14 protein-coding genes are annotated in these 15,467 nt (G+C 67.5%); 6 read left to right on the top strand and 8 right to left on the bottom strand.

Annotated elements, in window-relative coordinates:
- The first annotated feature begins 34 nt into the window (after positions 1-34).
- On the top strand, positions 35-727 hold the full coding sequence (locus FWJ24_RS03695) for a class I SAM-dependent methyltransferase (RefSeq protein ID WP_150286403.1): 693 nt from the start codon (positions 35-37) through the stop codon (positions 725-727).
- A gap of 5 nt (positions 728-732) precedes the next feature.
- Here the strand turns inward: FWJ24_RS03695 and FWJ24_RS03690 are convergent, their stop codons facing one another.
- Genes FWJ24_RS03690 through FWJ24_RS03675 form a run of 4 tightly spaced genes read right to left on the bottom strand, consistent with a single transcriptional unit; the run spans position 733 to position 3,800 of the window.
- Positions 733-1,176, bottom strand: coding sequence for a GtrA family protein (locus FWJ24_RS03690; RefSeq protein ID WP_246155495.1), 444 nt, complete (start codon positions 1,174-1,176; stop codon positions 733-735).
- Positions 1,173-2,225: a M48 family metallopeptidase gene (locus FWJ24_RS03685; RefSeq protein WP_150286402.1), complete on the bottom strand. Its 1,053-nt coding sequence runs from the start codon at positions 2,223-2,225 to the stop codon at positions 1,173-1,175. The genes FWJ24_RS03690 and FWJ24_RS03685 overlap by 4 nt, the downstream gene beginning before the upstream one ends.
- Positions 2,226-2,247: 22 nt before the next feature.
- Entirely contained in the window at positions 2,248-2,808 is a 561-nt protein-coding gene (locus tag FWJ24_RS03680) for a LemA family protein (protein ID WP_150286401.1), read from the bottom strand.
- Positions 2,809-2,837: 29 nt separating this feature from the next.
- A complete protein-coding gene (locus FWJ24_RS03675) occupies positions 2,838-3,800 on the bottom strand; it encodes an OmpA family protein (protein WP_150286400.1) in 963 nt (320 codons plus the stop codon).
- Between the two features lie 235 nt (positions 3,801-4,035).
- Here FWJ24_RS03675 and carB point away from each other — a divergent pair, with 235 nt between their 5' ends.
- Both carB and greA read left to right on the top strand, forming a co-directional pair.
- Positions 4,036-7,374 carry a carbamoyl-phosphate synthase large subunit gene (carB, locus tag FWJ24_RS03670; RefSeq protein ID WP_150286399.1) on the top strand — a complete coding sequence of 1,113 codons (3,339 nt, stop codon included), beginning with the start codon at positions 4,036-4,038 and terminating at the stop codon, positions 7,372-7,374.
- Positions 7,375-7,507: 133 nt separating this feature from the next.
- Complete coding sequence (gene greA / locus FWJ24_RS03665; RefSeq protein WP_150286398.1) at positions 7,508-7,981, top strand: transcription elongation factor GreA; 474 nt, start codon at positions 7,508-7,510, stop codon at positions 7,979-7,981.
- Between the two features lie 93 nt (positions 7,982-8,074).
- Here greA and FWJ24_RS03660 read toward each other — a convergent pair whose 3' ends face one another.
- The gene (locus FWJ24_RS03660) at positions 8,075-8,578 is read right to left on the bottom strand and encodes an Lrp/AsnC family transcriptional regulator (RefSeq protein WP_150286397.1); all 504 of its coding nucleotides are present in this window, start codon (positions 8,576-8,578) and stop codon (positions 8,075-8,077) included.
- Positions 8,579-8,703: 125 nt separating this feature from the next.
- Between FWJ24_RS03660 and FWJ24_RS03655 the strand changes: the two genes are divergently transcribed.
- Positions 8,704-9,765 (top strand): mitochondrial fission ELM1 family protein, encoded by a 1,062-nt coding sequence (locus FWJ24_RS03655; protein WP_246155494.1) that lies wholly within the window; start codon positions 8,704-8,706, stop codon positions 9,763-9,765.
- Positions 9,762-10,727 (top strand): thioredoxin-disulfide reductase, encoded by a 966-nt coding sequence (gene trxB / locus FWJ24_RS03650; RefSeq protein WP_425468889.1) that lies wholly within the window; start codon positions 9,762-9,764, stop codon positions 10,725-10,727. Before FWJ24_RS03655 ends, trxB begins: the two co-directional genes overlap by 4 nt.
- 18 nt (positions 10,728-10,745) lie before the next feature.
- Here trxB and FWJ24_RS03645 read toward each other — a convergent pair whose 3' ends face one another.
- Positions 10,746-11,561, bottom strand: a complete 816-nt coding sequence (locus FWJ24_RS03645) for an RMD1 family protein (RefSeq protein ID WP_150286396.1) — start codon at positions 11,559-11,561, stop codon at positions 10,746-10,748.
- Positions 11,562-11,706: 145 nt separating this feature from the next.
- Here FWJ24_RS03645 and FWJ24_RS03640 point away from each other — a divergent pair, with 145 nt between their 5' ends.
- Positions 11,707-12,597: a LysR family transcriptional regulator gene (locus tag FWJ24_RS03640; RefSeq protein ID WP_150286395.1), complete on the top strand. Its 891-nt coding sequence runs from the start codon at positions 11,707-11,709 to the stop codon at positions 12,595-12,597.
- Positions 12,598-12,610: 13 nt separating this feature from the next.
- Here the strand turns inward: FWJ24_RS03640 and msrP are convergent, their stop codons facing one another.
- Positions 12,611-13,582 (bottom strand): protein-methionine-sulfoxide reductase catalytic subunit MsrP, encoded by a 972-nt coding sequence (gene msrP, locus FWJ24_RS03635; protein WP_150286394.1) that lies wholly within the window; start codon positions 13,580-13,582, stop codon positions 12,611-12,613.
- Positions 13,583-13,658: 76 nt separating this feature from the next.
- Positions 13,659-15,344 (bottom strand): AMP-binding protein, encoded by a 1,686-nt coding sequence (locus FWJ24_RS03630; protein WP_150286393.1) that lies wholly within the window; start codon positions 15,342-15,344, stop codon positions 13,659-13,661.
- Positions 15,345-15,467 lie beyond the last annotated feature (123 nt).

The following is a 15,467-nucleotide window of genomic DNA, read 5'->3' as shown; positions in this document are numbered from 1 at the left end:
CGCACGGAGCGGGGCGCGAAGGGCCGGAACGGGCATGAAAAGCTGGATCGAATACTGGAATTCCGAGACGCCGATCTATGTCAGCGCCCGGCACAAGGCGCTGCATTACCGGCTGATCGCCACCGGAATCCGCGACCTGATCCTCGATCCCGGCATCGACGCGCTCGATTACGGCTGCGGGGAGGCGCTCTCGGCCGATCTGGTGGCGGCGCGCTGCCGGCGCCTGATCCTCGCCGACGCGGCGCCGAATGTCCGCGCACGGCTGACGACCCGCTTCGCCGGGGAGCCGGCGATCCGCGTGGCCGCCCCGGAGGAGATCGCGGCCCTGCCGGCGGAGAGCCTCGATCTCGTCATCGTCCATTCGGTGGCGCAATACGTGCCGAGGCCGGATTTCGCCGCGCTCGTCCGCCAGCTCGCCGGCACCCTGCGCCCCGGAGGGCGGATCGTGATCGGCGACATCCTGCCCCCCGATCTCTCCGCCGTGACGGATGCGCGCGCGCTGCTCGCCTTCGGCTGGCAGGGCGGGTTCCTGCTCCCGGCGCTGCTCGGCCTCGTCCGCACCGCCCTTTCCGATTACCGGACGCTCCGCGCCGATCTCGGCCTCACCCATTACACCGAGGCCGAGATGCTGGCCGTGATCGAGGCGACCGGGCTCACCGCGCGCCGGCTCGAGAAGAATCTCGGTCACAACCAGGCGCGGATGGCCTTTGTCGGCGCGAGGCTCTGAGCCGGTCAGGCCCGATCGCGGAAGCTCCAGTATTTGTGCGCGAAGAAGCTCCAGACGAGCACGATCCCGGTCGTGATCCCCTGGAGCAGCAGGTAATGCCAGCCGAGCCCGCGCGTCATGAGCCACATCAGCAGCCAGGTCAGCCCCGCGCCGAGCAGCGCGACGATGGCGAAGCGCCAGAGCGCATCGAGATGGCCGCGCGCCGCATCATAGGTGAATGCGCGGTTGAGCATGTAGGAGACCGCCCCGCCGGCGAGATAGCCGGCACCGGCAGCGGAGGCGGAATCATAGAAGAACGCCTCGACCAGCAGGACGAGCAGGCCGTAATGCACGATTGCGGCAACGATGCCGACACCGAAAAAGGCGCGGAACTGGCGCGCGAGCCGCCCGGCCCGCGCGAGAACCCCGCCGGGCATCCCGGCCCCGGCACCCCCCTCATCCGGGCTCATGTCCCCGGTCCCCGCGCCCATGGGCCGCGCCTCTCGACGATCTGCGCCACGGATTGCCGATCCTCGACGCGCGGCGGCTCCGCCTGCGGCACCCGCCCGCCGGCATAGGCCTGGAGCGCGTTGAGGCGTTTGGCGATCGAGGGATGCGTCGAGAATATGTCGGCGAAATCGTCCGGATCGTTCTCGATGCACATATCCATGATGCCGGAGGGCACGCCGTCGATATCGGCGCGGCCGGAGATCTTCAGCAGCGCCGAGATCAGCGCATCGGGGTTCTTGGTCAGCTCCACCGCGCCGGCATCGGCGAGATATTCGCGGCTGCGCGAGAGCGCGAAGCGGATCAGCACCGCGAACAGCCAGGCGAGGAGCAGGATCGCGATCCCGACCACCACCGCAAGCCCGCGCCCCGACCCGCGATCGTCATCGCCGGAACCGCCGCCGAAGCGCAGCCGCGAGCGCACCAGCATCTCGCCGAAGAACGAGACCACGCCGGCGATCAGCACCGCGACGATCATCAGCCGCACATCGCCGTTGCGGATATGGGTCAGCTCATGCGCGATCACCCCCTCGAGCTCGGCATCGTCGAGCGCCTCCAGCAAGCCGGAGGTGACGGTGACGGTGTATTGGTTCTCGTTGACCCCGCTTGCGAAGGCGTTGAGCGCCGGCGTTTCGAGAATCTGGAGCCGCGGCACGGTCATGCCGCGCGAAATGCAGAGATTCTCGGTGAGGCGGTAAAGACGCGGATTCGATTCCCGCGTCACCGGCACCGAGCCCGTCGCCCAGGCGACGAGCGCCGTGTTGAGCTTGAAGCCGACCAGAACCCAGAGCCCGGTCGCCGCGAAGGCGATCGGCAGATGAAGCCACATCTGCTGGAAGGCGAGCCGCACCAGCACCGGGAACGGCGCCCGGTAGAGCTGCGCATCCATCAGCAGCGTCGCCCCGAAGGTCACCATCGCCACGAGCACGAAGAGGCCGGCGATCAGGAAGGCCGATCGCCGGCGGTTGGCGCGGATATGGGTGTAGAGCCCGAAGGCTTCGCCGATCGGCATCACCCGCCCCCGCCGGCCGCGGTCAGAACTTGACCTGCGGCGGCGCGTCGAGCCTCACGCGCTCGGTCTCGCCCACATCGAAGAACGGCCGCGGGAAGAAGCCGAAGCTCTTGGCGAAGAACACCGCCGGGATCGATTGCACCGCCGCGTTGAATTCGCCGACGGCGTTGTTGAAGAAGCGGCGGGCGGCGGCGAGCTTGTCCTCGATATTGGAGAGCTGCGCCTGGAGATCCAGGAAGTTCTGGTTGGCCTTGAGGTCGGGATAGGCCTCGGTCAGCGCCAGCAGCCGGCCGAGCGCGCCGGAAAGCCCCTTCTCGGCCGCGGCCATGGCCTCGGGGCCCTGCGCCGAGATCGCGGCATTGCGCGCCTGGATCACGGCCTCCAGCGTCTCCTTCTCGTGCTTGGCATAGCCCTTCACGGTCTCGACGAGGTTGGGGATCAGGTCGTGGCGCTGCTTGAGCTGCACATCGATATCCGCGAAGGCCTGGTTCGCGCGCTGGTTCATGTTGACGAGGCCGTTATAGACCCCGAACAGCCAGAGCACGATCAGCACGATGACGCCGAGTACGATCCAGAATTCCATGGCGGTTCTCCCTCTGCCCGTGGATGCGGCTAGCATTTGACGATCTCGACCCGGCGGTTGAGCGCCTGCCCGGCCTCGGTGTCGTTGGTGGCGACGGGCGAGGCCATGCCGGCCCCGAAGGCGGTGAGGCGGCCGGCGGCGATGCCGGCGCCGGTCAGCGCCCGCACGACCGATTGCGCGCGCCGCTTCGACAGATCGACATTGTAATCGAACCCGCCCTTGGCATCGGTGTGGCCGGTGACGACAATCGCGATCTCCGGATTGGCCTTGAGGAAGGCGATGATCGCCTCGATCTGCGGCCGGGATTCGGGGCGGATATCGGCCTTGTCGAACTCGAAGGTGATGCCGTAGAGCGCCGCGCGGCCCTGGCTGTCGAGCGCGTTCTTGATCGCGCCGGCATCGAGCACCTTGATCTTGTCGGTCTCCATCGCCTTCGTCTCGACGACATCGACCAGGGTCCGCACCTCCTGCCCCTGCTCGACCGACAGGATGGCGACGACGGCCTCCGCGCCGTTCACGTCCTTCCGGCGCGCGGCAAGATAGGTCTGGTTCTCCCAGTTCGGCGGCAGGCCCGAGCCCTTGACCTGTTCGGTAACCGCAAACCAGAGTTCGGCCCCGCCGCATTCGCCGGTGCGGCAGAGGATGAGCGTCTCGAAGCCCTGGCCCTCCAGCCGCTGCTGGTAATTGCGCACGACCTCCAGCGACGATCGCCCGAACGGCCCGCGATAAAGCTGTCGGAGGGCGCGCCCCTTCATGAGCAGCGAATTCTCGTCATCGAGCTGCTTCTGGTTCCGCACCCGCTTCACGGGGATGCGGATCTCGTCGTAATCGCGCGGCTTGTGGAAGGCGATGACCGACCCCTCGTAGCGCCCGGCGAGCGGATGGTCGCGTGAGCCCTTGATGTCCGGCGGCAGGGTCTGGGCAAAAGCCGGCAGCGCGCTCAGGGCAAGAAGAAGGGCAGACGCGAGGCGCGGCAGATGGATAGGCTTCATCGGTCTCTCCAAGGCAGGCGCGGCAATGTCGCAAAGAATTGCCGCGAGGAAAAGCGTTGCCGCCCCCGCGTGACAGGGCGATGTCGCGCGCGCCGTGCGCAGGCGCACTTTCCCCTTGGCCCCCGGCCCGCGCTTGGCTATAGCGGCGCTTCAGCACATCATCCCCTCAGGTCCCGCCGCCCGCGCCATGCCCTGCGCGCGGATTTCCCGGGTCGCGCCGAAGAAAAGCCGGATCATGCCGAAACGCCAGGATATCCACACGATCATGATCATCGGCGCCGGGCCGATCGTCATCGGGCAGGCCTGCGAGTTCGATTATTCCGGCACGCAGGCCGTGAAGGCGCTCAAGGCCGAGGGCTACCGCATCGTCCTCGTCAATTCCAACCCCGCGACGATCATGACCGATCCCGATCTCGCGGACGCGACCTATGTCGAGCCGATCACGCCCGAGATCGTCGAGAAGATCATCGCGCGTGAGCGGCCGAAAACCCCGGCGGGGCGTGTCTTCGCGCTGCTGCCGACCATGGGCGGCCAGACGGCGCTCAATTGCGCGCTCGCGCTCGAAAAGAACGGCGCGCTCGCCCGCCACGGGGTCGAGATGATCGGGGCCACCGCGCATGCCATCGACAAGGCGGAGGATCGCGAACTCTTCCGCGAGGCCATGACGAAGATCGGGCTGGAAACCCCGCGCTCGCACCATGTGAAAACGCTCGGCGCCGCGCTCGACGCGCTCGCCGATATCGGCCTGCCGGCGATCATCCGGCCCTCCTTCACGCTCGGCGGCACCGGCGGCGGCATCGCCTACAACAAGGAGGAGTTCATCGACATCGTCGAACGCGGCCTCGATGCCTCCCCCACGAACGAGGTCCTGATCGAGGAGAGCGTCCTCGGCTGGAAGGAATACGAGATGGAGGTCGTGCGCGATCGCGCCGACAATTGCATCATCGTCTGCTCGATCGAGAACATCGACCCGATGGGCGTGCATACCGGCGATTCCATAACCGTCGCGCCGGCGCTGACGCTGACCGACAAGGAATACCAGCGCATGCGCGACGCCTCGATCGCGGTCCTGCGCGAGATCGGCGTCGAGACCGGCGGCTCGAACGTGCAATTCGCGATCAACCCGGCCGATGGCCGCATGATCGTCATCGAGATGAACCCGCGCGTCTCGCGCTCCTCCGCCCTGGCCTCGAAGGCAACCGGCTTTCCCATCGCCAAGGTCGCGGCCAAGCTCGCGATCGGCTACACGCTCGACGAAATCGACAACGACATCACCGGCGGGGCGATGCCCGCCGCCTTCGAGCCGACGATCGATTACGTCGTCACCAAGATCCCGCGCTTCGCCTTCGAGAAATTTCCCTCGACCGATCCGAATTTCGGCGTGCTGACCACCTCGATGAAATCGGTCGGCGAGGCGATGGCGATCGGCCGCACCTTTCACGAGAGCCTCCAGAAGGCGCTGCGCAGCCTCGAGACCGGCCTCGACGGCCTCGACGAGGTCGAGATCGAGGGGCTCGGCAAGGGCGACGACAAGAACGCCATCCGCGCCGCGATCGGCACCCCGATGGCCGACCGGCTGCTCAAGGTGGCGCAGGCGATGCGCCTCGGCTTCACCAATGCGGAGATCCATCAGGGCTGCCGGATCGACCCCTGGTTCCTCGACCGGCTGCGCGAGATCGTCGATATGGAGGCGCGCGTGCGCGCGCACGGCCTGCCGAAGGACGCCGCCAATTTCCGCGCGCTGAAGGCCATGGGCTTCTCCGACGCGCGCCTCGCGGCGCTGGCCGGGCTCGACGCGGCCGGCGTGCGCGCGCGCCGCCACGCCCTCGGCATCCGCCCGGTCTACAAGCGCATCGATACCTGCGCGGCGGAATTCGCCTCCCCCACCGCCTATATGTATTCGACCTACGCCCCGCCCTTCGCCGGCCAGCCGGCGGATGAGGCCCGGCCGAGCGACCGCAGGAAGGTGGTGATCCTCGGCGGCGGGCCGAACCGCATCGGCCAGGGCATCGAGTTCGATTATTGCTGCTGCCACGCCGCCTTCGCGCTGAAGGATGCCGGCTACGAGACCATCATGGTCAATTGCAACCCCGAGACGGTCTCGACCGATTACGACACCTCCGACCGGCTCTATTTCGAGCCGCTGACGGCGGAGGACGTGCTCGAGATCCTCGATCGCGAGCGCGCGGCCGGCACGCTGCACGGCGTGATCGTGCAGTTCGGCGGCCAGACCCCGCTCAAGCTCGCCGGAGCGATCGAGGCCGCGAAGGTTCCGATCCTCGGCACCTCGCCGGATGCGATCGACCTCGCCGAGGACCGCGACCGCTTCAAGCGGCTGCTCGACAAGCTCGAGCTCAAGCAGCCCAAGAACGGCATCGCCTATTCGGTCGAGCAGGCGCGGCTCGTCGCCGCCGATCTCGGCTTCCCCTTCGTCGTGCGCCCCTCCTACGTGCTTGGCGGCCGCGCCATGGCGATCATCCGCGAGCGCGAGGCCTTCGACGATTATCTCCTCGGCACCCTGCCCTCGCTGATCCCCTCCGACGTGAAGGCGCGCTACCCGAACGACAAGACCGGGCAGATCAACACCGTGCTCGGCAAGAACCCGCTGCTGTTCGACCGCTACCTCGCCGACGCGATCGAGGTCGATGTCGATTGCCTCTCGGACGGGAAGGACGTCTTCATCTGCGGCATCATGGAGCATATCGAGGAGGCGGGCATCCATTCGGGCGATTCGGCCTGCTCGCTGCCGCCGCGTTCGCTGGCGCCGGAAACCATCGCCGAACTCGAACGCCAGTCGCGCGCCATGGCGCTGGCGCTCCAGGTCGGCGGGCTGATGAATGTGCAATTCGCGATCCAGAACGGCACGATCTACGTGCTGGAGGTCAATCCGCGCGCCTCGCGCACCGTGCCCTTTGTCGCCAAGGTGATCGGCGAGCCGATCGCCAAGATCGCGAGCCGGGTGATGGCCGGCGAGAGCCTGGCCGGCTTCGGCCTCAAGCCGAAACAGCTCAACCATGTGGGCGTGAAGGAATCGGTGTTCCCCTTCGCGCGCTTCCCCGGCGTCGACACCGTGCTCGGCCCTGAAATGCGCTCGACCGGCGAGGTGATCGGGCTCGACCGCTCCTTCGACGTCGCCTTCGCGAAAAGCCAGCTCGGTGGCGGCACCAAGGTGCCGAAATCCGGACGGGTCTTCGTCTCGATGCGCGATGGCGACAAGGAGCGCATCCTGCCCACGGTGCGCATGCTCGTTGCGGAAGGGCTGACCCTCGTCGCGACCAGCGGCACGCAGCGCTTCCTCGCCGAGCACGGCGTGCCCTGCGAGCGCATCAACAAGGTGCTCGAGGGGCGGCCGCATATCGTCGATGCGATCAAGAACGGCTCGATCGCGCTCGTCTTCAACACCACCGAGGGCGCGCAGGCGCTCTCCGACAGCCGGTCGCTCCGCCGCGCAGCCCTCTTGCACAAGGTGCCGTATTATACCACCTTGGCGGGGGCGGTGGCGGCCGCTGAAGGGATCCGCGCTTATCGGGCCGGCGATCTCGAGGTTCGCGCGTTGCAGGATTACTTCGGTTGAGCACCCCGCCTGCCTGGACGGCGGCCGGATCAGGCTCCAGAGGCCAGCCGGCGCGTTCATGCACTTGGAATAACACCTGTTTCCCCGCCCGCGGCAGCGCTTGGCGGGGAATGTCTTTAAGGAGAATGCGAGGATGGAACGCATCCCCATGACCGCCCGCGGCTTCAAGGCGCTGGAGGATGAACTCAAGCACCGCCAGACCGTGGAACGCCCGCGGATCATCCTGGCGATCCAGGAAGCGCGCGCGCATGGCGACCTGTCCGAGAACGCCGAATACTCCTCCGCCAAGGAAGCGCAATCGCTGAACGAAGGCCGGATCGGCGAACTCGAAAGCCTGATCAGCCGCGCCGAGATCATCGAGATCTCGAAACTCACCGGCTCGACGATCAAGTTCGGCGCCACGGTGAAGCTCGTCGACGAGGAAACCGAGGAGGAAAAGACCTATCAGATCGTCGGCGATGTCGAGGCTGACGTGCGCTCCGGCCGTGTCTCGATCTCTTCGCCCATCGCCCGCGCGCTGATCGGCAAGAAGGTCGGCGACCAGGTCGAGGTCAACACCCCCGGCGGCGGCAAGAGCTATGAGGTCGTGGAGGTCGCGTTCCGCTAGCGCGGGACCCGACCTGCGGATGAGATCGAGACCGGCCGCGCCGGTTTCCGGTGCCGGCCATGCCTTGAATCGGCCGCCCCGATCGGCATGCGTCTAGGCTGGCGGCGCCGCGGGTTCGGGGGATCCGGCGTCGATCGGCACCAGACCCTCGTCCTTGACCTTGGAGAGCGCCAGCGCCGTGCGGACATTGCGCACATTGGGCAGCGCCGTCAGCTCGCCGACGAAGGTCTGGAGGCTCGCCAGGTCCTCGGTCACGCATTTCATCAGGAAATCGATCTCGCCGGAAAGGGTCCAGCATTCGCGGATATTGCGCCAGCCAGCGATCCGCGCCTGGAAGGCGGCGAGATCGTTCTCGGCCTGGCTCGCGAGATTGACGAAGGCGAAGCACACGACGGGAAAACCCAGGCGCGGCGCGTCGAGAATCGCGCGATAGCCGCTGATCAGCCCGGCATCCTGGAGGGCATGGACGCGGCGCAGGCAAGGCGGCGGCGTCAGCCCGACGCGGCGGGCGAGTTCGACATTGGTCAGCGCGCCATCGGCCTGCACCTCGCGCAGGATCTTCCAGTCGATGGCGTCGAGCGTGACCGTGCGGCTCATGGCTTGGCTGGTTCCTGTTGGCGGTGGCCGGGACGACGCCGCCGCGGGTGGACTTCGCCCCGGCGCGGGACGATAACCGGCCGGAAGCCCTAGCCAAATCCTCGCCGAACGGCAACCCGAAGCCCGTGAGCCACGCCATCTCATCCGTCGCCCCCCCCGCCGCCTCGCCGGCCGATCTGCCGGCCGCCCGCGCCGCGCTGGCCGGCGCGCGGGCCTGGCTCGTCACCGACGGCAAGGCCGGCGATCTCGCCCATTGCCTCGGGATCGCCGAGCGACTCGGCCTCGCCGCCGAGAGCCGGATCGTCGCGCCGCGCCCGCCATGGTCCTGGGCGATGCCGCATCTCTGGCGCTGGCCGGCGCTCGGCATCGACCCCGCCGAGGCGCCGGGCCGGGCCGGCGGGCCGCTCGCCGGGCCGATGCCCGACCTCGCCATCGCCTCCGGCCGCCGCGCCGCCGCCTATCTCCCGGCGATCAAGCGCGCGGGCGGCGGGTGGACCTTCACGATCTTCCTCAAGGATCCGCGCACCGCACCCGCCATTGCCGATTTCCTGTGGGTTCCGGCGCATGACCGGCTGCGCGGCGCCAATGTGCTGACGACCGCGCTCTCCCCGCACCGGATCACCCAGGAGGCGCTGGCGGCGGCACGCGGGGCGCTCAGGCCGGAAATCGCAGCGCGGACGCCGCCGCGCGTGGCGGTGCTGATCGGTGGCAATTCGCGGGACTTCCGGTTCGGAGAAGGCGACATCGCGCGCTTCGCATCGCAGCTCGCAGCCCTGGCCGGCACCGGCGCGCGGCTGATGGCGACGACCTCGCGGCGCACGCCCGCGGCGCTCGCAGAGGCCGCGCGCGCCGCGATCCTGGCCTCGGGCGGCTGGCTGTGGGACGGAACCGGCGAGAACCCCTATCGCGATCTGCTCGCCGGCGCCGATGCGGTGCTGGTGACGGCGGATTCGGTCAACATGATCGGGGAGGCCTGCGCCACCGGCCGGCCGGTGATGGTGTTCCGCCCCACCGGCCGATCACGAAAAATCGACCGCTATATCGGCGAGCTTGAAGCCGCCGGCGCGGTTCGCCCCTTCTCCGGGCGCCTCGAAACCTATACCTATCCGCCCATGGACGCGACACCGGCCATCGCGGTCGAGATCGCACGGCGCTATCTTCGGTTCAGGCAGGAACAGGGATCATGAGCATGGCCAGGCACGCGAAGATCATCATCATCGGCTCGGGGCCTGCGGGCTACACGGCGGCGATCTACGCGGCGCGCGCGATGATGGCGCCGCTGCTGATCTCCGGCTTCGAGCCCGGCGGCCAGCTGATGATCACCACGGATGTCGAGAATTACCCCGGCTTCGCCGAACCGATCCAGGGGCCGTGGCTGATGGAGCAGATGAAGGCCCAGGCCGAGCATGTCGGCGTGGACATGGTGTCGGACCATATCACGGCCGTGGACCTGAAGAGCCGCCCCTTCCGCCTCTCGGGCGATGGCGGCGCGGCCTATACCTGCGACGCGCTGATCATCGCCACCGGCGCCAAGGCGAAATGGCTCGGCCTGCCGAGCGAGGAGCATTTCAAGGGCTTCGGCGTTTCGGCCTGCGCCACCTGCGACGGCTTCTTCTACCGCAACAAGGATGTCGTGGTGGTCGGCGGCGGCAATTCCGCGGTCGAGGAGGCGCTCTACCTCGCCAATCTCGCGCGGCGCGTGCGGGTGATCCATCGCCGCGACAGCTTCAAGGCCGAGCGCATCCTCCAGGAGCGCCTGTTCGCCCATCCGAAGATCGAGGTGATCTGGGATTCCGCCATCGAGGAAATCCTTGGCCAGGAGACGCCGCGCGGGGTCACCCATGTCCGGGTCCGCAACGTGAAATCCGGCGCGCTCGACGATATCGCCACGGACGGCGTGTTCATCGCCATCGGCCACGCCCCGGCCTCGGCACTGTTCGCGGGCCAGGTCGAGATGAAGGAGAACGGCTATATCCGAGTCGTTCCCGGCACGACGCAGACCAATATCCCCGGCGTCTTCGCGGCCGGCGATGTGGCGGACGATGTCTACCGCCAGGCTGTGACCGCTGCCGGCCTCGGCTGCATGGCGGCGCTGGAGGCCGAGCGCTTCCTCGCCGCCGCAGCGCCGCGCCGGATCGCGGCCGAATGAACCGGCCGGCGCGGCGGCTCAATGCGCCGCGCCCTTCCACATCTGGTAGAAGGTGATCAGGATCTCGAACACGATCAGCGCCACGATCGCCATTTCGAGCCGCAGCGAACGCTCGGTATCGAGAAGATCGGTCAGGGCCGTCGCGGTCTCGCCGATCACCTCGAGCTTGGCTTTCAACGCCCCGGCGCGCTCGCGAAGCTCGAACTCGTCCTCGACGCGGGCATAGAGCCGTTCGAGATCCGGCCGGTCCCACAGCACATCCGGCTTCTCCTCGACCGCGACGCGGCCGACGACGCGCTGGCGCACCAGCAGCGCCGCGCCGATCTTGCGCAGCATGACACGGCGCTTGGCCGGCACGCGGCCGCTTTCGGCGAGGCGGCGCGCGAAGGGATCGAGATCGTCGATGACCTGCGCGACGTCGCGCTCGTCCGAGGCGAGCGCCACGCTCTTGGCCAGCGCATCGGCGATGACGAGCGCGCGTTCCGGCGAGAAGGCGCGGATATGGACCGCGCCGCCGACGATCGCATCCTCGCGATCGGAACCGAGCACGAGCTGGATCGTCTCCTCCTCGCGATCGGCGCGCGTGCGGGTGATGAGCGGGTTGAGCGCCGTCAGCGCCCGCTCCTCCTCGAGCGGCGACAGCCCGAACAGCACCGCCACACCGAACCGGAAGATGACGATGAAGCCGGTCTCGCCCTCGGCGAAGGCGACGGGGTTGCCCGAGACGAGATCAATTCGTTCGAGCCGCAGCGTCTCGATCCGCTCGCCGAGCTGGATCGCCCGCACCGTCAGCCGCCGCCCCGTATCGGGCATGCCCTCGTTCCGCTCGGCCATCCGGCCCCCCTCTCGCTCCGCCGGGTTCGCTGCCGGCAAAAACAATGCGAAAGCATCTCGAAATCGCAAGGTCGCCATGCTATTAACGCATGGCACGCCGCGTCCAGCCGGGCTGAGGCGCATCGCTCAAGGGAAGGACTGAGCCTTGGACTGGGATCGCGTTCGGATCTTCTACGCCGCCGCCGAGGCCGGGAGCCTCACCCGCGCCGGTGAAATCCTGGGCCTGTCGCAATCGGCCGTCAGCCGCCAGGTTTCGGCGCTGGAAGCGGAACTCGACGTCTCGCTTTTCCACCGCCATGCCCGGGGACTGGTGCTGACCGAACAGGGCGAGCTCCTTTACCGCACCGCGCGCGAACTTGTCACCAAGCTTGAGCAGACCCGCGCCTCGCTCTCCGACAGCCGCGAGAAGCCGAACGGCGAACTCAAGATCACCGCCAATGTCGCGCTTGGCGGCAAATGGCTGACGCCGCGCCTCGCCGAATTCCTCGACATGTATCCGGATATCCGGCTCCAGGTGATTCTCACCGACGACGAGCTCGATCTTGCGATGCGCGAGGCGGATGTCGCGCTGCGCCTGCGCGCGCCGCAGCAGGCGGACCTGATCCGCCGCCGGCTTTTCGCCGTCCACTTCCATGTCTATGCCGCGCCGGATTACCTCAAGCGCTTCGGCGCGCCGCGGGTCATCGGCGATCTCGACGAACACCGGCTGGTGGCGTTCGGCGGCGATATCCCGAGCTATCTCTCCGACATCAACTGGCACTGCACGGCCGGCCGGGAGCGCCGCGAGCCGCGCCAGCCGGTGCTCGTCGCGAATTCGATCACCGCCCTGCTCCAGGCCGCGATCAGCGGCGCGGGGATCGCGGTCCTGCCGGATTATGTCGTCGACCATTCCTCGACGCTGGTCCAGCTCCTGCAAGGCGAGACCATGCCGCATCTCGATTGCTATCTCGTCTACCCGGAGGCGCTGAAGCAGGTGGCGCGGGTGCAGGTCTTTCGGGATTTCCTCGTCGGCAAGGCCCAGCGCTGGGTGTATTGAGGGCCGTAGCCCCTCACGCCCAGAGCCGCTCCCGCTCCAGCCCCGTGTAGAGACCGGCGACGAATTCGCCATAGCCGTTGAAGAGGCGGCTCGGGATGCGATCATTGGTGCCGAGCACGGTCTCGCTCGCCTGGCTCCAGCGCGGATGCGCGACCTCCGGGTTCACATTGGCCCAGAACCCGTATTCCGAAGGCTGGAGCGCCTCCCACAGCCCCTTCGGGCGCTCGGCGACGAAGCTGATGCGGCGGATCGACTTGATCGACTTGAAGCCGTATTTCCACGGCAGCGCCAGCCGGATCGGCGCGCCGAACTGCTTCGCGAGCGGCTTGCCATAGGCCCCGGTGACGAGAAAGGCGAGGTCGTTACCGGCCTCGGCCATCGTCACCCCCTCGACATAGGGCCAAGGATAGAAGGGCGCGCGCTGGCCCGGCGCCATCTTCGGATCAAGGAAGGTTTCGAAACGCACGTATTTCGCCGAACCGAGCGGCTTGGCGTAATCGAGCAGCGCCCGGAGCGGAAAGCCCGACCACGGCACGGTCATCGACCAGGCCTCGACGCAGCGGAACCGGTAGAGCCGCTCCTCGCGCGGCATGGCCAGGATCAGTTCGTCGATCCCGATCTCGAACGGCTTCTCGACGAGCCCGTCGATCCGCAGCAGCCAGGGGCGTGTCTGCAATTGCTGGGCGGCCGCCGCGATGCTCTTCGTCGTGCCGTATTCGTAGAAATTGTTGTAGTTCGCGGCGATGTTTTCGGCCGTCAGCGGCCGCTCGACCGCATAGGCCGCGTTGCGCGGATAGGGATGAAGCGCATCCGTCGTCGCCTGGTCCCGGGCGCGGGCGGGGCGAAGCGACAGCGCGGTCGCCGCGCCGGCCCCGACGAGCAGCGTCTGGCGCCGCGACAATCCCGGCCGCGCCGCTTGCATCACGGCCTCCGGCGTCGCGGCGGATTCCGGCAATTCCCAACCCTTGCGGCGGAAATAATGCATGGCGCTTCTCCCGGTTCTGACCGAGAGAAGGCTAGAGCAACGCCCGACACGAGCAAGTCACGTTGGCGTCAGCGCCTCAGGCGGCGGGTTCGTCGCGCAGCATCCGCCGCAGAACCTTGCCGACATTGGTCTTCGGCAGGCTGTCGCGGAAATGGATGATCTTCGGCACCTTGTAGGCGGTGAGCAGATCGCGGCAATGCGCGCGCACGGCCTCGGCGCTGAGATCGGGATCCTTCTTGACGATATAGGCCGCCACGGCCTCGGTCGATTGCGGATCGGGCACGCCGATCACCGCGACCTCGAGCACGCCGGGATGCTGTGCGATCACCTCCTCGACCTCGTTCGGATAGACGTTGAAGCCCGAGACGAGAATCATGTCCTTCAGGCGATCGACGATCCTGAAACTGCCGTCTTCCTGCATCACCGCGATGTCGCCGGTGCGGAAATAGCCATCCGGCGTCATCACCTTGGCGGTCTCGTCCGGCCGCTGCCAATAGCCGACCATCACCTGCGGGCCACGAACACAGATCTCGCCCGGCTGGCCGGGCGGAACGGACTTGCCCTCCGCGTCGCGCAGGTCGACATCGGTGGAGGGCATCGGATAGCCGATCGTGCCCGAGAATTCCTCGAGATCCGGCCGGTTGATCGTGACGACGGGCGAGGTTTCGGAGAGGCCGTATCCTTCCACGATCGCGCAGCCGGTGACGGTCTTCCAGTTCTTCGCGACGGCGCTCTGCGTCGCCATGCCGCCCGAAACCGAGAACCGCAGCTGGCTGAAATCCACCGTGCGGATCTCGGGATGGTTGGCAAGCGCGTTGTAGAGCGTGTTCACGCCCGACATCAGCGTGAAGCGGGTCGATTTCAGGATCTTGATGAAGCCGGGAATGTCGCGCGGATTGGCGATCAGCAGGCAGCACGCCCCCATCCGCATCATGAACAGGCAGCAGCAGGTGAGCGCGAAGATGTGATAGAGCGGCAGCGCCGTCACCATCACGTTGTCCGGCACCTTGCGCAACGCCCAGCCGAGCCAGAGATCGCATTGCACGACATTCGCCGCGACATTGGCATGGCTGAGCGTGGCCCCTTTCGAGACGCCGGTCGTGCCGCCGGTATATTGCAGGAAGGCGATGTCGTCGCGCGTGATCTCGACCGGGCGCATCCCGGCATGGCGGCCGGCGCGGATCACCTCCCCGAACGGCGTGGCACCCGGAATCGTATAGGGCGGCACCACCTTCTTCACGTGGCGGGCGACAAAGGAGATGATCTTGCCCTTGAAGCCGAGAAGATCCCCGGCCGAGGCGACGACAACCTTCTTCAGTCCGGTATGCGGCAGCGCCTCCGCGACGACGGCCGCGAAATTCTCGAGCACGAACAGGATCGAGGCGCCGGAATCGTTGACCTGATGGGTCAGCTCCCGCACCGTGTAGAGCGGATTGACATTGACGACCGTGAACCCGCCAAGCAGCGTGCCGAACAGCACCGCCGGATAGGCCATCACGTTCGGCATCATGATCGCGACACGGTCGCCCTTCTTCAGGCCCTGCGCCTGGAGCCAGCCGGCCACCGCGCGCGCCTGAACTTCCATCTCGCCATAGGTGAGCTGCTTGCCGAAGCTCTCGAAGGCCGGTTTGTCGGCATGCTCGCGGAACGCCGTCGAGAGCATCTCCGCGAGCGTCGGCAGCCGCGCGATATCGATCTCGGTCGGCACAGAATTCGGGTAATGCGCGAGCCAGGGGCGCGCTTCCGCATGGCCGTCTGCCATTCTCTTTCCTCCCCGCGCCGGCATGCCGGTCGCCATGTCCCGGCCTTGGCGGCCGATTGTTCATATGTGAACTTCTAGGTCTTACGCGGGGAATCGTAGAATGTCCAGCCGATCTGGCAAGCG

It is taken from the genome of Rhabdaerophilum calidifontis (assembly GCF_008641065.1).
GTDB lineage: Bacteria > Pseudomonadota > Alphaproteobacteria > Rhizobiales > Beijerinckiaceae > Rhabdaerophilum > Rhabdaerophilum calidifontis.
The sequence above is the reverse complement of the archived record's forward strand: the minus strand, read 5'-3'. Positions and strand labels throughout refer to the sequence as shown.